Source organism: Streptomyces capparidis, from assembly GCF_054782095.1.
The window spans coordinates 60,463-80,924 of sequence record NZ_BAAGTD010000020.1; the positions used below are offsets into that span (position 1 = coordinate 60,463).

At 75.6% G+C, this 20,462-nt stretch carries 16 protein-coding genes; 8 read left to right on the forward strand and 8 right to left on the reverse strand.

Annotation, left to right across the window (positions count from 1 at the left end):
- Window positions 1–338: 338 nt before the first annotated feature.
- Window positions 339–572 carry a ferredoxin gene (locus ACYVO2_RS17960; protein WP_461008857.1) on the reverse strand — a complete coding sequence of 78 codons (234 nt, stop codon included), beginning with the start codon at window positions 570–572 and terminating at the stop codon, window positions 339–341.
- Complete coding sequence (locus ACYVO2_RS17965) at window positions 565–2,040, reverse strand: aldehyde dehydrogenase (RefSeq protein WP_461008858.1); 1,476 nt, start codon at window positions 2,038–2,040, stop codon at window positions 565–567. Before ACYVO2_RS17965 ends, ACYVO2_RS17960 begins: the two co-directional genes overlap by 8 nt.
- A gap of 268 nt (window positions 2,041–2,308) precedes the next feature.
- On the opposite strand from ACYVO2_RS17965, the gene ACYVO2_RS17970 reads away from it, so the two are divergent.
- The 6 genes from ACYVO2_RS17970 (at window position 2,309) to ACYVO2_RS17995 (ending at window position 9,032) form a co-directional block, all read left to right on the forward strand.
- Window positions 2,309–3,331 carry an MBL fold metallo-hydrolase gene (locus ACYVO2_RS17970; protein WP_461008859.1) on the forward strand — a complete coding sequence of 341 codons (1,023 nt, stop codon included), beginning with the start codon at window positions 2,309–2,311 and terminating at the stop codon, window positions 3,329–3,331.
- A 150-nt stretch (window positions 3,332–3,481) separates the two neighbouring features.
- Window positions 3,482–4,762, forward strand: coding sequence for a prenyltransferase/squalene oxidase repeat-containing protein (locus ACYVO2_RS17975; RefSeq protein ID WP_461008860.1), 1,281 nt, complete (start codon window positions 3,482–3,484; stop codon window positions 4,760–4,762).
- Window positions 4,762–5,448 (forward strand): SCO2322 family protein, encoded by a 687-nt coding sequence (locus tag ACYVO2_RS17980; protein WP_461008861.1) that lies wholly within the window; start codon window positions 4,762–4,764, stop codon window positions 5,446–5,448. The genes ACYVO2_RS17975 and ACYVO2_RS17980 overlap by 1 nt, the downstream gene beginning before the upstream one ends.
- Window positions 5,449–5,455: 7 nt before the next feature.
- A complete protein-coding gene (locus tag ACYVO2_RS17985; protein WP_461008862.1) occupies window positions 5,456–6,595 on the forward strand; it encodes a CbiQ family ECF transporter T component in 1,140 nt (379 codons plus the stop codon).
- Entirely contained in the window at window positions 6,592–8,214 is a 1,623-nt protein-coding gene (locus ACYVO2_RS17990) for an ABC transporter ATP-binding protein (RefSeq protein WP_461008863.1), read from the forward strand. The genes ACYVO2_RS17985 and ACYVO2_RS17990 overlap by 4 nt, the downstream gene beginning before the upstream one ends.
- Window positions 8,211–9,032, forward strand: a complete 822-nt coding sequence (locus ACYVO2_RS17995) for an ECF transporter S component (RefSeq protein WP_461008864.1) — start codon at window positions 8,211–8,213, stop codon at window positions 9,030–9,032. The genes ACYVO2_RS17990 and ACYVO2_RS17995 overlap by 4 nt, the downstream gene beginning before the upstream one ends.
- Window positions 9,033–9,092: 60 nt before the next feature.
- On the opposite strand, the gene ACYVO2_RS18000 is transcribed toward ACYVO2_RS17995, so the two are convergent.
- Window positions 9,093–10,262, reverse strand: coding sequence for a steroid 3-ketoacyl-CoA thiolase (locus tag ACYVO2_RS18000; RefSeq protein ID WP_461008865.1), 1,170 nt, complete (start codon window positions 10,260–10,262; stop codon window positions 9,093–9,095).
- A gap of 434 nt (window positions 10,263–10,696) precedes the next feature.
- On the opposite strand from ACYVO2_RS18000, the gene ACYVO2_RS18005 reads away from it, so the two are divergent.
- Window positions 10,697–11,932 carry a cytochrome P450 gene (locus ACYVO2_RS18005; protein WP_461008866.1) on the forward strand — a complete coding sequence of 412 codons (1,236 nt, stop codon included), beginning with the start codon at window positions 10,697–10,699 and terminating at the stop codon, window positions 11,930–11,932.
- A 271-nt stretch (window positions 11,933–12,203) separates the two neighbouring features.
- Here the strand turns inward: ACYVO2_RS18005 and ACYVO2_RS18010 are convergent, their stop codons facing one another.
- Both ACYVO2_RS18010 and ACYVO2_RS18015 read right to left on the reverse strand, forming a co-directional pair.
- Window positions 12,204–13,844: an alpha/beta hydrolase gene (locus ACYVO2_RS18010; protein WP_461008867.1), complete on the reverse strand. Its 1,641-nt coding sequence runs from the start codon at window positions 13,842–13,844 to the stop codon at window positions 12,204–12,206.
- 121 nt (window positions 13,845–13,965) lie between these two features.
- Window positions 13,966–16,041, reverse strand: a complete 2,076-nt coding sequence (locus ACYVO2_RS18015) for a bifunctional glycosyltransferase 87/phosphatase PAP2 family protein (protein WP_461008868.1) — start codon at window positions 16,039–16,041, stop codon at window positions 13,966–13,968.
- 309 nt (window positions 16,042–16,350) lie between these two features.
- Between ACYVO2_RS18015 and ACYVO2_RS18020 the strand changes: the two genes are divergently transcribed.
- Entirely contained in the window at window positions 16,351–16,665 is a 315-nt protein-coding gene (locus ACYVO2_RS18020; RefSeq protein ID WP_461008869.1) for an antibiotic biosynthesis monooxygenase family protein, read from the forward strand.
- 270 nt (window positions 16,666–16,935) lie between these two features.
- Here the strand turns inward: ACYVO2_RS18020 and ACYVO2_RS18025 are convergent, their stop codons facing one another.
- The 3 genes from ACYVO2_RS18025 to ACYVO2_RS18035 form a co-directional block, all read right to left on the reverse strand.
- Window positions 16,936–17,490 (reverse strand): hypothetical protein, encoded by a 555-nt coding sequence (locus ACYVO2_RS18025; protein WP_461008870.1) that lies wholly within the window; start codon window positions 17,488–17,490, stop codon window positions 16,936–16,938.
- The gene (locus ACYVO2_RS18030) at window positions 17,487–18,161 is read right to left on the reverse strand and encodes a hypothetical protein (RefSeq protein ID WP_461008871.1); all 675 of its coding nucleotides are present in this window, start codon (window positions 18,159–18,161) and stop codon (window positions 17,487–17,489) included. The genes ACYVO2_RS18025 and ACYVO2_RS18030 overlap by 4 nt, the downstream gene beginning before the upstream one ends.
- Before the next feature lie 153 nt (window positions 18,162–18,314).
- A complete protein-coding gene (locus ACYVO2_RS18035; RefSeq protein ID WP_461008872.1) occupies window positions 18,315–20,375 on the reverse strand; it encodes an MFS transporter in 2,061 nt (686 codons plus the stop codon).
- Between the last annotated feature and the right edge of the window lie 87 nt (window positions 20,376–20,462).

Below are 20,462 nucleotides of genomic sequence, written 5' to 3' on the forward strand. Positions count from 1 at the left end.
CACACCGGCGAAGAGGTGGAACAGTCACGGATGTAATGAAGGACCTGTGAGGAATGCACAGGAAAAGAAAAGGGCGTTGGCTGTGACATCACACCACAGGCATCGCTCAGGAGTTCGACATTCGGCGCGGGTTCGGCGCGTCGGCCCGGGGAGGAAGGCGGGGGCGGACGGGCGCGGGAACGCGCACGTGGCGCGGGCGCGGGCGGGCACATGCGCGGCGGCCCGGGCTCGGCGGGCGGGGCGCGCGCGGGGACGTGGGCACGCGTGGGCGAGGGCCCGCCGGGGGGGTGGCGGGCCCTCGCATGGGAATCCGGGGAGGGGGCGGCCCCGGACGGGGGTCAGTCCTCCGGAGGGAAGACGACCTCACCGGTGTCGGCCATGCGCAGGTGGATGGCTTCCACGGGGCAGGTCTCGGCGGCGCCCAGGACGGCCTCGTTCGCGTCGGTCTCGGTCGTGACCGGGTGGGACTTGTGTGCGGAGTCCAGGCGGAACCAGTCCGGCTGCGAGCCGGCGCACAGACCGGAGCCTATGCACAGGGCGTGGTCCACTTCGACGCGCCAGCGGTCACCCATCGGCCGTCCCTCCCGGTGTGTGGTCGGCGGGCAGATGAATGGTTTTGTACTCCAGGTAGGACGAGTACCCCTCGAGTCCGAACTCCCGCCCGATCCCGGACCGCTTGAACCCGCCGAAAGGCCCCCGCATGTCCAGGCTGAAGGTGTTCACGCAGTAGGTCCCGGTACGCACCCGCCGCGCGACCGCGATGCCGCGCTCCACGTCGGAGGTCCACACGCTGCCCGAGAGGCCGTACTCGGAGTCGTTGGCGATGGCCACCGCCTCCTCCTCGTCCCCGTAGGGCAGCAGGCACACCACGGGCCCGAAGATCTCCTCCCGGGCCACCCGCATGTCGGCCGTCACCTCCCCGAGCAGCGTCGGCTCCACGTACCACCCGCGCGCCATCGCCTCGGGCCGCCCGCCGCCGGTGAGCACCTTCGCGCCCTCCTTGCGGCCCAGCGCCACATAGTCGAACGACCGCCGCTGCTGCCGCTCGGCGACCAGCGGCCCCACCTGGGTGGCCGGGTCCAGCGGGTCGCCGACGGTCAGCGCGGAGGCGGCGGCGGTGAGCCGCTCGGCGATCTCGTCGTAGCGGGAGCGCGGCGCGAGGACCCGGGTCTGGGCGACGCACGCCTGGCCGTTGTTCATCCACGCGCTGGGCACGATCCCGGCGACGGCCGCGTCCAGGTCGGCGTCGGGCAGGATCACGGCGGCGGACTTGCCGCCGAGCTCCAGCACCACCCGGGTCAGGTTGCGGGACGCCACCTCCATCACCCGGCGGCCCGCGGCGACCGAGCCGGTGAAGGAGACCTTGTCCACCCCGGGGTGGCCCACCAGGTACTCGCTGACCTCACGGTCGGCGGGCAGGATGCTCAGCACCCCCTCGGGCAGCCCGGCCTCGGCGCAGATCTCCGCCAGCGGGTAGGAGTCCAGCGGCGACTCCGGCGACGGCTTGAGCACCACCGCGCACCCGGCGAGCAGGGCGGGCGCGAGCTTGGCCGCGGCGGTGAACTGGGGCACGTTCCACGGCACGACGGCCGCCACGACGCCGACCGGCTCCCGGCGCACCAGCAGCGGCCCGAGCACCCCGGCGCGCGGCTCCTCCTCGCGGCACTCGCGGGCGACGGCGATGGCGGTGTCCCACACCAGCAGCGCGCCGAGCCCCTGGGCGAGCACGCCCCAGGAGTAGGGGGAGCCGTTCTGCATGCTGATCAGCCGGGCGATCTCCTCGTGCCGCAGCGCGAACGCGTCCTTGATGCGGGTGACGACCGCGATCCGCTCCTCCAGCGGCAGATGGGGCCACGGCCCGGAGTCGAACGCCCGGCGGGCCGCGGCGACCGCGCGGTCCACGTCCTCCCGCGAGGCGTGCGGCACCCGGCCGATGACCTGCTCCGAGTGCGGGGAGACCACCTCGATGGCGGCGTCGCCCACCGGATCGGTGAACGCGCCGCCGATGAACAACTGGCCGTGCTCCAGCACATCGGTCATCGCATGCCTCCTGGGGGCGTGGACTTCGGGCCCGGCGCTCTCCAGGACTGATACCAGTTCCAGTTTCAGGGAGCAATGACGGCGAGGGGCCACCTTTCCCCGGAGGAGCGGGAAGCGGCCACCGCCCGTCACAGGCCGGGAATTCGGCCTTCGGCGGGACCCGGGGGCGCACCCGGGACTCCGCCGCCGACCGGGGTTCCACGAAGTGGAACACGTTCTATCACCGCCGCTCTATCATCGACTCGGGCGGCGGCGAAGGGGGCGTCAGGTGCGAGTGACCGACCACGGCGGCGGGGTGTGGGGCATCCCGGTGCCCATCCCGGACAACCCCCTCGGGCACACCCTGGTGTACCTGCTGGAGACCGGCCGCGGCCCGGTCCTGATCGACACCGGGTGGGACGACCCGGCGTCGTTCGGGGCGCTGGAGCGCGGCGTCGCCGAGGCCGGGGCGAGCCTCGCCGACGTCCACGGCGTGCTGCTGACCCACCACCACCCCGACCACCACGGCCTGTCCGGCAGGGTGCGGGAGGTCTCCGGCGCGTGGATCGCCATGCACGCCGCGGACGCCGCCGTGGTGCGGCGCACCCGCGGAGCGCCCGCCACCGCCTGGTACGGCTACGTCCTGGACCGGCTCGCCGAGGCGGGCGCGCCCGAGGAGCACCTGGCCGTGCTGCGGGCCGCCCGCGACGCGGGCCCCGCCGCGGCCCTGCCCGGCATGGACCCGGCGCCGCCGGACCGGGAGATCGTGCCCGGCGAGCTGCTGGACCTGCCGGGGCGGCGACTGCGGGCGGTGTGGACGCCGGGCCACACCCCGGGCCACGTCTGCCTGCACCTGGAGGAGGAGGGCCTGCCGCCCACCCTGTTCTCCGGCGACCACCTGCTGCCCCGCATCTCCCCGCACATCGGGCTGTACGAGGACCCGGACGAGGGCACCGTCGCCGATCCCCTCGGCGACTACCTGGACGCCCTGGAGCGGGTCGCCCGGCTCGCGCCCGCGCGGGTGCTGCCCGCGCACGAGCACCCGTTCGCCGACGCCGCGGGGCGGGTGCGCGAGCTGCTCGGCCACCACGCCGCCCGCCTGGCCGCGCTGCACCGACTGCTGGCCGAGCGGCCCCGCACCCTGTGGGAGCTGGCCGAGGCCGTGGAGTGGAACCGCCCGTGGGCGCGGCTTTCGGCGCAGTCCCGGAACATCGCGGTGTCCGAGGTGGCCTCGCACCTGCGCCGCCTGGAGAAGACGGACCTGGCCGAGCCGGTGCCGGACGCGGAACCGCCCCGCTGGCGGGCGCGGTAGGCCCGGTCCCGCCGCCCGCCGGACGTCCTCGTGCGCGGTCCGCCGGACGTCCTCGTGCGCCGCCCGGCGGGCCACGAAGTAGAGTGACGGCCGGCCGGGCCCGGTGCTCGGGAGACGATCCACCGAACGCAGAAAGGCAACGACGCCCGCATGTCCCTCCCGCTCCGGAGCCGCGTCGCGCGCAGCGCCGCCGCCCTCACCGCCGCCGCGCTCGCCGTGGGCGCCGCCGCTCCCGCCGCGCTCGCCGCGCCCTCGCCGTCCCCCTCCGCCCCGCTGCCCGCGGCGCTGTACGGGCAGGGCGACCCGACGTTCGACGGGGTGTGGCGGCAGTCGCTGGCCCTGCTGGCGCTGGACACCGTGGAGGTGCGCCCGGCGAGCGGCGCGGTGCGCTGGCTGGTGGGCCAGCAGTGCGCGGACGGCGGCTTCCCCGCGTACCGCGCCGACACCGGCGCGCCGTGCGACCCGAAGACCGAGGACACCAACGCCACCGCGCTGGCCGTGCAGGCCCTCGCCGCGCTGGGCGGCCACGACGCCGAGGTGAAGAAGGCCACGGACTGGCTGCGGAAGGTGCAGCACGACGACGGCGGCTGGTCGTTCAACCCCGAGGGCACCACCGACGCCAACTCCACCTCCCTGGTCGTCGGCGCCTTCGCCGCGGCGAAGCAGGACCCGGCGAAGGCCGCCAAGGGCGGCAAGAGCCCGTACGACGCGCTGGCGTCCCTCCGACTGGGCTGCGACGCGCCGGAGAACGACCGGGGCACGTTCGCCTACCAGCCGGACAAGAAGGGCGAGCTGCACCGCAACGACAGCGCCACGGCCGCCGCCGCCCTGGCCATGGTCGGCAAGGGCCTGCCGGTGCTGATGGCCGAGGCGGCCCAGCACGAGAACGGGCCCCGGACCATGAAGTGCTCCGGCGGCAGGACGCCCGAGCTGTCCCCCGAGGAGTCCGCGCGCCTCGCCCTGTGGAGCCTGGTGCCCCGGCTGAGCAAGAACGACTGGCACGTGGACGCCCCGCAGAAGGCCATGGGCCCCGACCTCGGCACCACCGCGGACATCGGCCTGGCGCTGGCCGCCAACGGGTACACCGGCCCCGCCGACAACGTCCTCGCGTGGTTGCAGCGCAACTCCGCCGAGTGGTCCAAGGGCCAGCCCGCCGCCCTGGCCAAGCTGATCCTGCTGTCCAAGGCCACCGCCGCCGACCCCCGGAACTTCCGCGGCGCCGACCTGGTGACCCAGCTCGTCAACCTGGGCCCCGAGCCCGCCGGCGACAGCGGCGCGGCGAAGGACGACAAGCAGCGGAAGGCGGAGAAGGACGACAAGGACGACAAGGACGACGAGGACGGCCTGAGCCTGTGGCTGACCGTCGGCGTCGGCCTGCTCATCGGCGTCGGCATCGGCTACCTCATCGTCATCCGGAAGAAGCAGGACTGATGCCCGCACCGTGCCGCGGCGCCGCGGCGGCGCTCGCGGCGGCCCTGCTCCTCGCCCCGTTCGCCGCCGCGCCGCCCGCCCACGCGACCGGGTACCGGTACTGGTCGTACTGGCGCTGGCAGGACGGCGCCTGGACGTACGCGCAGCAGGGGCCCGCCACCGTCCGGCCCCGCGACGGGGACGTGGAGGGCTGGCGGTTCGCGGTCAGCGAGGACGGCGCCGCCGGTGCCACCCGCCCGCGCGGCACCGCCGGCTTCGCCGACGTGTGCGGCGCCACCCCGGCCGGGGGCGGAAAGAAGCGGGTGGCGCTGCTCCTGGACTTCGGCACCGCGGGCGACGCCCCGGACGGCGAGCGGCCCCCGCGGACGCGCACCGTGTGCGCCCGGGTGGACCGGGACGCCAGCTCCGCCGACGCGCTCGCCGCGGTCGCCGGGCCGCTGCGCTACGACAGCCGGCTGCTGCTGTGCGCCATCGACGGCTACCCGGAGGCGGGCTGCGGCGAGGCCGTGTCCGGGCGCGAGGAGCCCCGCGCGCGGGGCGGGGCCGGGGAGCGGGACGGCGGCCGTGCCGACGGCGGGGACGGCGGCGGGGACGGCGGCGGCCCGTCCGTGCCCGCGTTCGGCGGGCTGGCCGCCGTGGCCGTGCTGATCGCCGCCGCCTGGCACGCGCGCCGCCGCCGGCGGTAGCCGGGCCATGTCCCGACCGAACGCCCTGCACGCCGGGGCCTGGTGGCTGTGGGCCCTGGGCCTGGCCACCGCCGCGTCCCGCACCACCAACCCGCTGCTGCTGCTCCTGATCGCCGCCGTCGCCGGGTACGTGGTGGCGGCGCGCGCCACCGACGCGCCCTGGGCCCGCTCCTACGCCGCCTACCTGCGGCTCGGCCTGGTCGTGATGGCGATCCGGCTGGTGTTCGCGACCCTGCTCGGCTCGCCCGTGCCGGGCACCACCACCCTGTTCACGCTGCCCGAGGCGCCGCTGCCCCACTGGGCGCAGGGGGTGCGGCTCGGCGGGCGGGTCACCGCGGAGGGCGTGCTGTTCGCGCTGTACGAGGGGATGAAGCTGGCCGTGCTGCTGGTGTGCGTGGGCGCCGCCAACGCGCTGGCCAACCCGGCCCGGCTGCTGAAGTCGCTGCCCGGCGCGCTGTACGAGGCCGGGGTCGCCGTGGTGGTGGCCACCACGTTCGCGCCGCACCTGGTGGCCGACGCGCGCCGGCTGCGGGCCGCGCGCAGGCTGCGCGGGCGGGCGGACCGGGGCCTGCGCTCGGTGCTCGAGGTGGCGCTGCCGGTGGTGGAGAGCGCCCTGGAGCGCTCCGTCGCGCTGGCCGCCGCCATGGACGCCCGCGGCTACGGCCGCACCGCGCAGGTGCCCCGCGCGGTGCGGCACACCACCTCGGCGCTCACCCTGGGCGGGCTGCTCGGGGTGTGCCTGGGCACCTACGCGCTGCTGGCCGACCGCGGCGGCCCGTTCGGCCTGCCGGCGCTGGCGCTCGGCACGGCCGCCGCGGGAGCGGGCCTGGCGCTCGGCGGGCGGCGGGCCGTGCGCACCCGCTACCGCCCCGACCCGTGGGGCGGCCGGGAGTGGCTGGTGGCCTGCTCGGGGGCGGCCGTGGCCGCGCTGCTGATCTGGTCCGGGGCCCGCTCCCCCGGCTCGCTGCACCCCCAGACCGTGCCCGCCGCGGTGCCCGCCCTGCCGCTGCTGCCCGCCGCCGCCGTACTGCTCGGGCTGCTCCCGGCCGTGGCCGCCCCCGCCCCGGGGAGGCGGGCCCGCGCGGCCCCGGCCCGCCGGGAGGACGCCGCCGTGCAGACCGCCGACCCCGAGGACCGCGCACCATGATCCGCTTCGACGACGTCACCGTGACCTACCCGGACGCCGCCGCCCCCGCCCTGGCCGGGGTGGACCTGACCGTGCCCGAGGGCGAGCTGTGCCTGCTGGTCGGCCCCTCGGGGTCGGGCAAGTCCACCCTGCTGGGCGCGGTCAGCGGGCTGGTGCCGCACTTCACCGGCGGGACCCTGCGCGGCCGGGTCACCGTGGACGGCCGGGACACCCGCACCCACCGCCCCCGCGAGCTGGCGGACGTGGTGGGCACGGTCGGCCAGGACCCGCTGGCCCACTTCGTCACCGACACCGTCGAGGAGGAGCTCGCCTACGGCATGGAGTCCCTGGGCGTCGCGCCCGCCACCATGCGCCGCCGCGTCGAGGAGACGCTGGACCTGCTGGGCCTGGCCGAGCTGCGGGACCGGCCCCTGGCCACCCTCTCCGGCGGGCAGCGGCAGCGCGTGGCGATCGGCTCCGTGCTCACCCCGCACCCGAGGGTGCTGGTCCTGGACGAGCCCACCTCCGCGCTCGACCCGGCCGCCGCCGAGGAGGTGCTCGCCGTGCTCCAGCGGCTGGTGCACGACCTGGGCACCACCGTGCTGCTGGCCGAGCACCGCCTGGAGCGGGTCGTGCAGTACGCGGACTCGGTGATCTCGCTGCCCGGCGGGGGGCGGCCGCCGGTCGCCGGGGCGCCGCAGGAGGTCATGGCCGACTCCCCGGTGCACCCGCCGGTGGTCGCCCTGGCCCGCGCCGCCGGGTGGGCGCCGCCGCCGCTTTCCGTGCGCGACGCCCGCCGCAGGGCCGCGCCGCTGCGGGCCCGCCTCGCCGGGAGCACCCCGCCCCCGTCCGGGTGCGCGCCGCGCCCGGGCCCCCCGGTGGCCGCCGTGGCGGGGCTCGCCGTCCACCGCGACGGCGTCCCGGCGCTGCGCGGGGTGTCGCTGACGGTGTCCCCGGGGGAGACCGTCGCCCTCATGGGCCGCAACGGCGCGGGCAAGTCCACCCTGCTCGGCTCCCTCGTCGGGCTGCACCGGCCCGCCTCGGGCACCGTGGACGTCGGCGGCCTGGCGCCGCACCGGACCGGGCCGCGGGAGCTGCTGCGGCACGTCGCCCTGGTCCCGCAGGAGCCGCGCGACCTGCTGTACGCGACCACGGTGGCCGCCGAGTGCGCCGCGGCCGACGCCGACGCGGGCGCCCCGCCCGGCACCTGCCGCGCCCTGGTGGAGGAGCTGCTGCCCGGTGTGCCCGACGCCACCCACCCGCGCGACCTGTCCGAGGGGCAGCGCCTCACCCTGGCCCTGGCCGTGGTGCTGACCGCCCGGCCCCCGCTGCTGCTGCTCGACGAGCCGACCCGCGGCCTGGACTACGCCGCCAAGGCCCGCCTGGTGGCGGTGCTGCGGGGCCTGGCCGCCGAGGGCCACGCGGCGGTGCTGGCCACCCACGACGTGGAGCTGGCCGCCGAGCTGGCGCACCGCGTGGTCATCCTCGCCGAGGGGGAGGTGGTGGCGGACGGCCCGACCGCGGACGTGGTCACCTCCTCCCCGGCGTTCGCCCCGCAGGTCGCCAAGGTGCTGCACCCGCTGCCGTGGCTGACGGTCGGGCAGGTGCGGTCCGCGCTGGACGGGGCGCCGACACCGTGACCCGCCGTCCCGACCCGGTCCGGCTCGGGCCGCGCTCGGTGGCCGCGCTGGTCCTGGTGTCGGCCGTCGGGGTGGCCGCGTTCGGGTGGCCGCTGCTGGCCGACCCCGGCTCCAGCCTCGCCCACTCCGCCGACGCGCCGTGGCTGTTCGCGGCGCTGCTGCCGCTGCTGCTCGCCGTCGTCGTGGCGCAGCTCGCCGAGGGCGGCATGGACGCCAAGGCGGTGGCCCTGCTCGGGGTGCTGGCGGGGGTGGGCGCGGCGCTGCGGCCGCTCGGCGCGGGCACCGGCGGCATCGAGCCGATGTTCTTCCTGCTGGTGCTGTCCGGGCGGGCGCTGGGCCCCGGCTTCGGGTTCGTCCTCGGCGCGGTGTCGATGTTCGCGTCCGCGCTGCTCACGGGCGGGGTGGGGCCGTGGCTGCCGTTCCAGATGCTCGGCATGGGCTGGGTCGCCACGGGCGCGGGCCTGCTGCCCCGCCCGGAGACGCTGCGGGGCAGGGCGGAGGTGGCGATGCTCGCCGGGTACGGGGCGGTGGCGTCCCTCGGGTACGGCACGGTGATGAACCTCCAGGGCTGGCCGTACCTGGCCGGGATGAGCAGCTCGGTGTCCTTCCACCCCGGGGACCCGCTGTGGGAGAACCTCCCCCGCTTCGCGGCGTACTGCCTGGCCACGTCCCTGGGCTGGGACATCCCCCGGGCGGTCCTGACCACGGTGCTCACCTTCGCCCTGGGCCCGCCGCTGCTGCACGCCCTGCGCCGCACCGCCCGCCGCGCGGCGTTCGAGGCACCCGTCCGCTTCGAGGAGCCGGACCCGGGGCGGTGACCGCGGCGGGCGGCGCCCCCGGTGCGGGGGCGGCCGCCCGCCGGGGTCACCGGCGCGCGGTCACAGCCGCTGGAGGATCGTCGCCGTGGCCAGGGCGCCGCCGGCGCACATGGTGACCAGGGCGAACTCCTTGTCGGCGCGCTCCAGTTCGTGCAGGGCGGTGGTGATCAGCCGGGCGCCCGTCGCGCCCACCGGGTGGCCCAGCGCGATGGCGCCGCCGTTGACGTTGACCTTCTCCAGGTCCTGGTCGAACACCCGGGCCCAGGACAGCACCACCGAGGCGAACGCCTCGTTGACCTCCACCACGTCGATGTCGCCGAGGGTCATCCCGGCCCGGCCCAGCACCGCCCGGGTGGCGTCCACCGGCCCGTCCAGGTGGTAGTGCGGGTCGGCGCCGACCACGGACTGCGCGACGATCCTGGCGCGGGGCCGCAGCCGCAGCGCGCGGGCCATCCGGCGGGACGCCCACATCACGGCGGCGGCCCCGTCGGAGATCTGGGAGGAGTTGCCCGCGGTGTGCACGGCCGTGGGCATGATGGGCTTGAGCCCGGCCAGGGCCTCGGCGCAGGTGTCGCGCAGCCCCTCGTCCCGGTCCACCAGGCGCCACATGCCCTGCCCGGCGCGCTGCTCCTCCTCGGTGGTGGGCACCTGCACGGCGAACGTCTCGCGCTTGAACCGCTCCTCGGCCCAGGCCCGCGCGGCCCGCCGCTGCGAGAGCAGGCCGAGCGCGTCCACGTCGGCGCGGGTCAGGCCCCGCCTGCGGGCGATGCGCTCCGCGGCCTCGAACTGGTTGGGCAGGTCCACGTTCCACTCGTCCGGCCAGGGCCGCCCCGGGCCGTGCTTGGAGCCGCTGCCGAGCGGGACCCGGGACATCGACTCGACCCCGCAGCCGATGCCGATGTCGATGACGCCCGCGGCGACCATGTTGGCCACCATGTGGTTGGCCTGCTGGGAGGAGCCGCACTGGCAGTCCACGGTGGTCGCGGGCGTCTCGTAGGGCAGGCCGACGGCGAGCCAGGCGGTGCGCGCGGGGTTCATCGCCTGCTCCCCGGCGTGGGTGACGGTGCCGCTGACGATCTGCTCCACCGCGTCCGGCTGGATCCCGGTGCGGGCGAGCACCTCCCGGAAGGTCTCGCCGAGGAGGTAGGCGGGGTGGAGGTTGGCGAGGGCTCCGCCGCGCCTGCCGACGGGGGTGCGGACTGCTTCGACGATGACGGGTTCAGCGGCCATGACTCGTCCTCTCCTCAACACCGCGGGCGTCCCCGGGCGTTCCCGGTGGTGCCCGGGGACCGACCGGCGGAAGGAACCGGTGGGCGGAACGCGTGGGCGGCGCGGGCCCCGCGGGGGCCCGCCATCGGGCCCGTCCACGGTCCGGTGCGGCGGACCCGTCAGGTGCGGGCCTGCGGTGTCCGGGCGGCCGGACGTGGGCGGGCGGCCAGTGAACTAGTACGTGTTCTAGTTCTACCCGGGTTCCTATTACCGCGGGTAGGGGGTGGGCAAGGGGTGTGCGGGAGCGGAGTGGGAGAAAGCCGTCCTGCAAGGGGCGTATGCGCCAGCCTCGCGCCGCGGCCGGGCCCCCGGTACGGCCTGCGCGGCTCTTGCCACTTGTAGAACGGGTTACTACGGTGCCAGCCAGCAGAACTGATGGACCGTCAGGAGACGCCATGTCCTGCCCCGCGCTGCCCGAAGGCTTCGACTTCACCGACCCGGACCTCTACCAGCGGGGCGTCCCGCTCCCCGAACTGGCCGAACTGCGCGCCACCGCCCCGGTGTGGTGGAACGCCCAGCCGCACGGCCTCGCCGGGTTCGACGACGACGGCTACTGGGTGGTGACCCGGCACGCCGACGTCAAGGAGGTCTCCACCCACCCCGAGGTGTTCTCCTCCCACGCCAACACCGCCATCATCCGCTTCCGCGAGGGCATCGCCCGCGACCAGATCGACGTCCAGCGGCTGATCATCCTGAACATGGACCCGCCCGAGCACACCCGCCTGCGGCAGATCGTCCAGCGCGGCTTCACCCCGCGCGCCATCCGCGCCCTCCAGGACGCGCTGCGCGAGCGCGCCACGCGGATCGTCGCCGCCGCCAAGGAGCGCGGCGCGGGCAACTTCGTCGCCGACGTCGCCTCCGAGCTGCCCCTCCAGGCCATCGCGGAGCTGATCGGCGTGCCGCAGGAGGACCGCGCGCGGATCTTCCGGTGGTCCAACTCGATGATCGGCTACGACGACCCGGAGCTGTCCATCACCGAGGAGGTCGGCGCCCAGTCCGCCGCCGAGCTCATCGGGTACGCGATGGCCATGGCCGCCGAGCGCAAGGGCTGCCCCGCCCAGGACATCGTGAGCAGGCTGGTGGCGGCCGAGGACGAGGGGAACCTGACCTCCGACGAGTTCGGGTTCTTCGTGCTGGTGCTGGCGGTGGCGGGGAACGAGACGACGCGCAACGCCATCACCCACGGCATGCACGCCTTCCTCACCCACCCCGAGCAGTGGGAGCTGTACCGGGCCGAGCGGCCCGCCACCACCGCCGACGAGATCGTGCGGTGGGCCACGCCGATCGTGTCCTTCCAGCGGACGGCGACGCGGGACGCGGAGATCGGGGGGACCGCGATCCGCGAGGGCGACCGGGTCGGGATGTTCTACTCCTCCGCCAACAACGACCCGGAGGTGTTCGACCGGCCGGAGGCGTTCGACATCACCCGGGACCCGAATCCGCATCTCGGGTTCGGGGGCGGGGGGCCGCACTTCTGCCTGGGGGCCTCGCTGGCGCGGATGGAGATCGGGCTGATCTTCGACGCGATAGCCGACGCGATGCCGGGGATCGCGCTGGAGGACGCGGAGCCGCGGCGGCTGCGGTCGCCGTGGATCAACGGGGTGAAGGAGCTGCGGGTGCGGTACGCGTGAGGGGACCGCCGCCTGGCGGCGGCGGGGTCGGGGGTGGGGATCGGGGGTCCTCCGGAAGCCAGAGGGCTCCGCCCCCCGGACCCCCGCTGGGGCTCCGCCCCAGGCCCCGGTGGTGAGGTCGTGGGGGTGGCGGGGGAACTTCCGGAGGCCCGGGGACGCGCCCCGGCTTCCCGCCGGGGCTGCCACCCCGGGCCCCGGTGAGGAGGGCATCCGTCCTCAGCCCGTGGGGACCCGGGGCTTCCGCCCACCGGGCCCCCACGGCGAGTGGGGCCTAGCGCACCGTCGGGAGGTCCGCCGCGCCCGCGGCGGTCCGTGCCCTGGTGGTGGGCTGGGGGACCGGGGTGGCGTGCGGGGCGCAGGTCACGTCGGACGGGTCGAGGGCGCCGCGGAGGAGGTACGCCTCCACGCGGGTGTTGACGCAGGGGTTGGCGAGGTTGGTCACGCCGTGGGAGCCCGCGTCGCGCTCGGTGATCAGACGGGACCCCTTCAGCCTGCGGTGCAGCTCCAGCGCGCCCTCGTACGGGGTGGCCGCGTCCCGGGTGGCCTGGACGATCAGCACCGGCGGCAGGTGCCGGCCGCCGCGCACCTCCACCGGGGTGCGCTGGGGCACGCCCCAGGTGGCGCACGGCAGGTTCAGCCATGCGTTGGACCAGGTCAGGAACGGGTGCTTGGCGTGCAGGGCGGTGTTGTCCCGGTCCCACACCCGCCAGTCGGTGGGCCACTTCGCGTCGGTGCACTCCACCGCGGTGTACACGGCGTTGCCGTTCTCCGCGGCGGCGTTGCCCGCGGTGTCGGACGGGTCGGGGGCGGCGGCGTCCAGCAGCGGCCGCGGGTCACCGGCCCGGTGGCTGCTCCACGCGCCGGCCACGACCGTCCAGTAGGAGTCGTAGTACGGCGCGGCCTGGAAGAAGCCGAGCAGCTCCGCCGGGCCGACCACGCCGCCGATCGGCGCGCGCCTGGCCTCGGCGCGCAGTTGCTGCCACGCCCGCTCGACCTCCTGCGGGGTGCTCCCGATGCGGTAGGTCGCGTCGTGCCGGGCCACCCACTCCTTGAAGTCGCTCCAGCGCATGTCGAACGCCACGTCCTGGTCCAGGTTGGCCTGGTACCAGATCTTCTCCCGGCTGGGGTTGACCACGCTGTCCATCACCATGCGGCGCACATGGCGGGGGAAGAGGGTGGCGTACACGGCGCCGAGGTAGGTGCCGTAGGAGGCGCCGATGAAGTTCAGCCGCCGCTCGCCGAGCGCGGCCCGGATGACGTCCAGGTCGCGGGCGGTGTTCGGCGTGGTCATGTGCGGCAGCATCCACGGGTTGCGCTCGGCGCAGCCCTCGGCGTACTCGCGGGCCAGCTTGCGCTGGGCGAGCTTGTCGGCCTCGTCGTCCGGCACCGGGTCCATCTTGGGCGCCTTGACGAACTCCTGCGGGTCCTGGCAGGAGATCGGGGCGGACTTGCCGACGCCGCGCGGGTCGAAGCCGACGAAGTCGTACGCCTCCGCGGTCTTCGCCCAGATCGGGTTCTTGCCGGTGACCCGGACCGGGAAGCGCAGCCCGGAGCCGCCGGGCCCGCCCGGGTTGTACACCAGGGCGCCCTGCCGCTGCGCGGGGGTGCCGGTGGCGGTGGCGCGGTCCACCGCGATGCGGATCTGCCTGCCGTACGGCTTGGCGTAGTCCACGGGGACCCGCACCCAGCCGCACTCCACGGCGGCGGGCAGGCCCCAGTCGGCGGGGCAGGCCGACCAGTCGATGCCCGCCCTGGCCGCCCTGGCGGCGGCGATCCGCACCCCGGCGGCCTCCGCGACCCCCTGGCCCGCTCCGTCGCCGCCGGCCGTCCCCCGCGCCGTCGCCGCGGGTGCCGCGGCCAGCGTTCCCGCCAGCAGGGTGCCCGCCACCGCGAGCACCGTCGTCCTTCGCACGATCGTCCCCTCCCCAGCCGAACCGCCGCCCCGGTACGGGGCGGCGGCTGATCCAGCGATGCCGGGAACGCATCCTTCCGGCGGAAGGGCGGCGGCGGGAGGGCGCGCGGGCGAGAATTGCCTACGGTTTTGCCAAGGTGCGACCGGTGTGCGGGTCGGGTTCCGGCGCGCGGGGCGCGACGACCTCGGGCGCGCCGCCGGGCGGTGGCGCGGCCCCGGCCGCCGCCGGCTCGGGTTCCCGCGCCCGGTAGGTGAACGGCGTGGCGCCGCTGAGCGCGTACAGCAGGCCCAGGCCGCACAGCACGACGGCGACGCCGCCGACCGCGTCCAGCACGTAGTGGTTGGCGGTACCCATGATCACGATCGTGGTCAGCACCGGGTACAGCAGCCCGATCACCCGCAGCCACAGCCACGGCACCAGCGCCGCGATGATCAGCCCGGACCACAGCGCCCAGCCGACGTGCAGGGACGGCATGGCCGCGTACTGGTTGGACAGCTTCGTCAGCGCGCCGAAGTCCGGGTTGGCCAGGTCCTGCGGGCCGTGGATGGTGTCGATGTAGCCCAGGCCCGGCATCAGCCGGGGCGGCGCCAGCGGGTAGAGCCAGAAGCCGATCAGGCCGAGCAGGGTGGCGAACGCCAGCGAGGTGCGGGCGGCCCGGTACATGGTGGGCCGCCGCACGTACATCACGCCGAGCAGCACCAGCGGCACCAGGAAGTGGAAGGTGGAGTAGAAGAAGTTCATCGAGCTCTCCAGCCACCCCATCCGGGCCACGTGCTGGTTCAGCCAGTGCTCGACGTCGATGAACAGCGCGTTCTCGATGGAGAGGATCTGCCGCCCGTGCCGCTCGGCGACGTGCCGCTGGTCAGGCACGGAGCCGCGCACATAGGAGTACACGAAGTAGCCGACGCGGATCAGCAGCAGCTCGAGCAGCAGGTTCGGCCGGTGCAGCGGGCGCGGCCAGACCCGCACCAGCGGCACCCAGCGCAGACGGGGGCTCGGCGGGGCGGCGACGACCGTCGGCTCGGGCTTGTCCCACAGCTCGGAGCGGCGGGTCAGGAACGGCACCACGCAGGCGGCCAGCACCGCGGCGAGCAGCGGCACGTTGTCGCCCAGCGGGGCGAGGGCGTCGATGCGGGGCAGCAGCGCCTCGCTGCCCCACGTCATCACCAGCACCACGAACACCGGCCACACCAGCCGGTCCGAGCCGCGCCGCCCGACCCGGCCCACCGCCGCCAGCAGGATCCACAACTGCTGGTGCTGCCACGCCACCGGGGAGACGGCGACCGCGACACAGCCGGTCAGCGCGGCGGCCAGCACCGTCTGCCCGTCCCTGCCGTAGTGCGCCGCCCGGCGCAGGCCCACCACGGCGACCAGGCCGGCGAGCACCCCGAACAGCACCAGCTCCAGCGGGCCGCGCAGGCCCAGGCGCAGCAGCAGCCCGTGCAGGGACTGGTTGGACGGGTCGTCCGCGGGCGCGCCCAGGCCGGCGCCCGCCACATGGTGCACCCAGTACGTCGCCGAGTCGCCCGGCAGCGCGGCCCAGGCCAGCGCGGTGCAGGCGGCGAACACGCCCGCGCCGCCCACCGCGGCCCGCCGCCGCCCGGTCAGCCACAGCAGCCCCGCGAACAGCAGCATCGCCGGCTGGAGCGCCGCGGCCAGGCCCAGCAGCACCGCCGCCTGCCGGTGCGAGGTCGCGGGCAGGCAGGCCAGCAGCACGAACAGCACCGGCAGGATGCTGAGCTGGCCCAGCTCGAAGGTGTCGCGCACCGGCAGCGAGAGCACCAGCAGGCTGATCGCCACCGGAGCGGCCAGCGAGGCGGTGCGCGCCGGCATCGGGCCGGGCAGGGCGCGCGCCACGACGAAGCCGAGCGCGGCCACCAGCAGCAGCGTGCCCAGCGTCCACGCCACGCCGAGGCTGTCCTCGGCGGCCCTGGTCAGCGGTTTGAGCACCAGGCCGGAGAACGGGGTGCCGGTGAAGGCGTCGCTGTCGTACAGGCCGCGCTCGAAGTGCAGGACCCCGTCGGGGCCGATCCACGTCTCCAGGTCGGTCAGCCGCCGGTCCGGCGGCAGCCGCAGCACCGAGGCCGCCTGGCGCACGGCGAGCACCGCGGTCAGGAGCCACAGTCCGCCCAGCAGCACGACGGTGCGCGGCCCTCGCGGATCCCCCAGGTCGCGTCTGGCTGCGTTCGTCGTCATGTGCCGCTGTTCCTCGTCTCTCGATCGCGTCGGGCGGTCCACGCCGGCCGGCCCGTCGCGGACCCTTGTGGAGAACCCCCTGTGAGGGACGCGAAACACCCTCCGGTCACCTGACCGGCGGGGCCGCCGCCGCCCGGTCCGCCGCCGGGGGTCCCCGGCGGTGCCGCCGGTCGGCGCCCCTCACCGGTGCGTGCCGCCGGTGCCTGTCGTCCGCGTCCTGCTCGGTGGTCCTCGTCGTTGTTCGAGCTATGAGAATCCCACATCCATACTTAGCCGACCCAAACGCGGGTGTGCGGCAGGATGGACCGCATGAGCGTTGTGAAGATCAATGTGCTGACCGTGCCGCCCGAGCAGCGGGAGACCCTGGAGAAGCGCTTCGCCGGCCGCGCCGGCGCGGTGGAGAACGCGGAGGGCTTCGAGCACTTCGAGCTGCTCCGCCCCGTGGACGGCACCGACAAGTACCTGGTGTACACCCGGTGGCGCAGCGAGGAGGACTTCCAGAAGTGGATGTCGGGCCCCATGCAGGCGGCCCACCGCGGCGGGGGCGGGGAGGGCGGCGAGCAGCCGAAGCCCGCGGCCTCCGGGTCCGAGCTGTGGTCCTTCGAGGTGCTCCAGGAAGCCTGAGCGGCCTCCCGCGCCGTGCCGCCGCCGGGCGTTTCCCACCCGGCGGCGGCACGGCGACAGCCGGGTCCTCGCCGCTGGACCCGGCTGTCCGGCCGCTCCGACCGGGACGCGCACCCGCCCGGTCGGGATGGGCGGCCTCGAGAGAGGCTCTCCCGTCGTACTACGGGGGTTGTGCCGTGCTCGCAGCCCCCGTGCTCACGGAGCCGTGCGCAAAGGGCTGTGCTCGAGGGCTGCGGTCGGGGGCTGTGGCCACGCGGGGCGGCCACGGTGTCACAGTCGCAGCAGGTCCCCCATGAACGCGCGGTACTCCTGCAACTTCAGCCGGTACTCCTCCGTCTCGGCCCGGCCCTCGCGCCAGTTGCCGCGCAGGGACTCGCGGCGGGCGGCGATGCTCTGCTCGACCTTCCTGACCAGGTCCTCGACCAGCGCGTCCGCCTCCTCCACGGCCTGCTGCGGCCCGTCCACGAACCCGGCCTGGATCTCCTTCCAACGGGCCCGCAGCTCGGCCTCCGTGCCCGCGGCGAGGATGCGGTTGGGCGCGGGCGCGGTGCCGGCCGCGGTGGCGCCGGCCCCGGTGGCGGGGACGGCCCCGGTGGCGGGAGCGGTACCGGTGGCGGGAGCGGTGCCGTCGGGGAGGCCGCTGAAGCCGCTGTCGTGCTTGCCGGTGCCGTGCCCACCGGCGCTCGTGTGGCTGCCGCCGTCCCGCCTGCCGGCGTCGTCGCCGTCGGCGTCGGGCCTGCCGTCCTCGGGCCTGCCGGCGCCGTGCTTGCCGGTGTCGTGCGTGGCGAGGGTGTACACCCGGTGCTCGGTCTCGTGCTGGGTCATCGGTGGTCAGCCCTTCCGTCGTGCCGGCCGCGGTGCCCGGCCAGGGCGCCGAGGCGGCTGCCCGCGCCGGCGTGGTGCCCGTCCTCGCGTGCGGTGGACCCGGTGCGGGAGCCGAGCGGCCGGTCGTCGGCCTTGCTGGCGCCGATCACCTCGTGGAACAGGGACCGGGTGCCCACCAGGGCCTCCCGCAGCTCCTCGGTGTCCACGTGCCCGTCCCGGGCGCGGTAGACGGCCACCCGGGCCTCCCGGTAGCTCTGGAGCGGGCCCGCGTGGTGCACGGAGAGCACCGCCATGGTCTCCTCGCCCCGGCCGACGGGGTAGCCGCGTTCCTTCAGCAGCTCCTCGACCAGTTCGTCGGCCTCGGCCACGGTCTGGGCCGGGGCGTCCACGAACCGCTCCTGTATCTCCGCCCACCGGCTCAGGAACGCCTGGCGGGTGGCGGGCGGGAGCGGCTTGAGGTCCAGGTCCCGGTGGCGGCGCAGCCGCTCCTCCAGGTCGCGCTCAGCGATCTTGCGGTCGCCCGCGTGGCGGGCGAGGGTGCGGTCGTACTCGGGTCCGAAGCGCCGCCGCAGCCGCCGGGTCCTCATCCGGGGCCACATCGCGGCGATCACGATCGCCGCGAGCACGATGACGGCTGCCACGATGACGAGAGCCATCGTCCCTGCGGACATCACATGCCTCCTGTGGTGCTCTCCACGGGCTGTTCGTCTCGGTCGCCGGCTACTGGTCGGCTTACCGCCTGATGCGGGCTCAAACGCCCGCTTCGCCCAGTGCTTCACCGCGGGTCCCCGCGGAGGCGCCGGGGCGGGGTGCGCGCGGCCGGGTCAGGGGCGGGCGTGCGCGCCGCGCGGCCGCACGCCCAGCGGCCGGTCCGCGTCGTCCCCGCACAACTGCGGGGCCAGGCTCCGCAGCAGGGCGGCCAGTTCGGCGTGCCGCTCCGGGTCCCAGTCGCCGAGCAGCTCGGCCAGGGTCTCCCTGCGGGCCACCAGGAGCCGGTCGGCCACCGCCCGGCCCGCGTCGGTGAGCACCATGGAGACGCCCTCGCGCACGGCGAGCCGCCGCTCCTCCAACTGCCGGGCCGCGGTGGTGACCACGTCGAGCGGCACGGCGGCGTGGTCGGCGAGCAGCGCGGGTTCCGCCGTGCCGTGGCGGGCCATGCGCAGCACCAGCCAGCTCGCCGCCGGGTGCAGGTCGAGCCCGGCGCGCGCGGTGATCCGCGTGTACAGGCCGCGCCTGGCCTCGCGGCTGCCGAGCAGGGACAGGCCGCGGGCGATCTCGTCGAGCGAGGACCGCTCCACGGGGTTGGCGCCCAGCGTCTCGGCCTGCTCCGGTGCCCGCACCGAACCGCGCAGCGGCTCCTCCTTGAGGAACCAGGCGAGCACGAACGCCACCGCCGCCACCGGCACCGCCCACAGGAACACCGTGGTGATGGACACCGAGTAGGCGTGCACCACGGCCCCCGCCGGGCCCGCGGGCAGCAAGTCGACGAGACCGGGGTCGGCGCGCAGCGCCTCGGCGTCGACACCGGCCGGCAGGGGGCGTCCCGCCAGGGCGTCGCCGAGTTCGGTGCCGAGGCGGTTGCTGAAGACGGTGCCGAAGGCGGCCACGCCGAAGGAGGCGCCGATGGAGCGGAAGAACGTCGCCCCCGAGGTGGCGGCGCCCAGGTCCTCGTAGCTCGCCGCGTTCTGCACCGCGAGCACCAGCACCTGCATCACCAGGCCCAGGCCGAACCCGAAGACGAGGAACGCCCCGCTCATCTGCCAGGTGCCGCTGTTCTCGTCCAGCCGGTGCAGGAGCAGCAGCCCGGCGACGGTGACGGCGGTCCCGGCGATGGGGAAGACCCGGTAGCGGCCGGTGCGGCTGACGACCTGCCCGGAGCCGACCGAGGCCACCAGCAGCCCGCCCACCATGGGCAGCATGTGCACGCCCGACATGGTCGGCGAGACGCCGTGCACGACCTGGAGGAACGTCGGCAGGTAGGTGAGCGCGCCGAACATGGCGAAGCCCACCACGAACCCGATGACCGAGCAGAGGGTGAACGTCCGCAGCCGGAACAGGCGCGGCGGCAGCACCGGCTCCGCGGCGCGGCGCTCGACCAGGACGAACGGCACCAGCAGCGCCACGCCCAGCACGCCCAGGCTGACGATCTGCCAGGAGCCCCAGTCCCAGGTGACGCCGCCGAGCGAGGTGGCCAGCACCAGGCAGGTGGCGACGGACGCGATGAGCAGGGTGCCGAGGTAGTCGATCCGGTGCTCGGTGCGCCGCTCCGGCAGGTGCAGCACGGCGGCGATGACGGCCAGCGCGACCACGCCCACGGGCAGGTTGACGTAGAACACCCAGCGCCAACTGAGGTGGTCCACGAACAGGCCGCCGAGCAGCGGCCCCAGGACGCTGGTGGCCCCGAACACGGCGCCGAACAGGCCCTGGTAGCGGCCCCGGTCGCGGGGCGGCACCAGGTCGCCGACGATCGCCATGGACAGCACCATCAGGCCGCCGCCGCCCAGGCCCTGGACGGCGCGGAACGCGATCAGCTCGCCCATGTTCTGCGCCATGCCGCACAGCACGGATCCGGCCAGGAAGATGACGATCGAGCTCTGGAAGAGCTTCTTCCGGCCGTACATGTCGCCGAGCTTGCCCCACAGCGGGGTGGCGGCGGTGGAGGCGAGCAGATAGGCGGTCACGACCCAGGACAGGTGCTCCATCCCGCCGAGGTCGCCGACGATGGTGGGCAGGGCGGTGGAGACGATGGTCTGGTCGAGCGCGGCGAGCAGCATGCCGAGCAGGAGCGCGCCGAGGACCACCCACAGGCCGCGCTCCTTCCGCTGCCCGGGGCGCGCCCGCGGCTCCTGCGGGTCCGCGGCCGCCGCCGCGGGGTCCTGGGCCATCTCCCCGCTCCCTCGCTGTCGCCTCGTCGGCACCTGCACGAATGGTCACACCTGACCCCGAATGGGCGGCTGAGCGAACCGGGTACC

Coding starts and splice junctions, on each gene's coding strand:
- ACYVO2_RS17965 (WP_461008858.1), bottom strand. CDS start 2,040: ATGACCGATGTGCTGGAGCACGGCCAGTTGTTCATCGGCGGCGCGTTC.
- ACYVO2_RS17980 (WP_461008861.1), top strand. CDS start 4,762: ATGCCCGCACCGTGCCGCGGCGCCGCGGCGGCGCTCGCGGCGGCCCTG.
- ACYVO2_RS17975 (WP_461008860.1), top strand. CDS start 3,482: ATGTCCCTCCCGCTCCGGAGCCGCGTCGCGCGCAGCGCCGCCGCCCTC.
- ACYVO2_RS18030 (WP_461008871.1), bottom strand. CDS start 18,161: ATGTCCGCAGGGACGATGGCTCTCGTCATCGTGGCAGCCGTCATCGTG.
- ACYVO2_RS18015 (WP_461008868.1), bottom strand. CDS start 16,041: ATGACGACGAACGCAGCCAGACGCGACCTGGGGGATCCGCGAGGGCCG.
- ACYVO2_RS18025 (WP_461008870.1), bottom strand. CDS start 17,490: ATGACCCAGCACGAGACCGAGCACCGGGTGTACACCCTCGCCACGCAC.
- ACYVO2_RS18035 (WP_461008872.1), bottom strand. CDS start 20,375: ATGGCCCAGGACCCCGCGGCGGCGGCCGCGGACCCGCAGGAGCCGCGG.
- ACYVO2_RS17990 (WP_461008863.1), top strand. CDS start 6,592: ATGATCCGCTTCGACGACGTCACCGTGACCTACCCGGACGCCGCCGCC.
- ACYVO2_RS18020 (WP_461008869.1), top strand. CDS start 16,351: ATGAGCGTTGTGAAGATCAATGTGCTGACCGTGCCGCCCGAGCAGCGG.
- ACYVO2_RS18005 (WP_461008866.1), top strand. CDS start 10,697: ATGTCCTGCCCCGCGCTGCCCGAAGGCTTCGACTTCACCGACCCGGAC.
- ACYVO2_RS17960 (WP_461008857.1), bottom strand. CDS start 572: ATGGGTGACCGCTGGCGCGTCGAAGTGGACCACGCCCTGTGCATAGGC.
- ACYVO2_RS17985 (WP_461008862.1), top strand. CDS start 5,456: ATGTCCCGACCGAACGCCCTGCACGCCGGGGCCTGGTGGCTGTGGGCC.
- ACYVO2_RS18000 (WP_461008865.1), bottom strand. CDS start 10,262: ATGGCCGCTGAACCCGTCATCGTCGAAGCAGTCCGCACCCCCGTCGGC.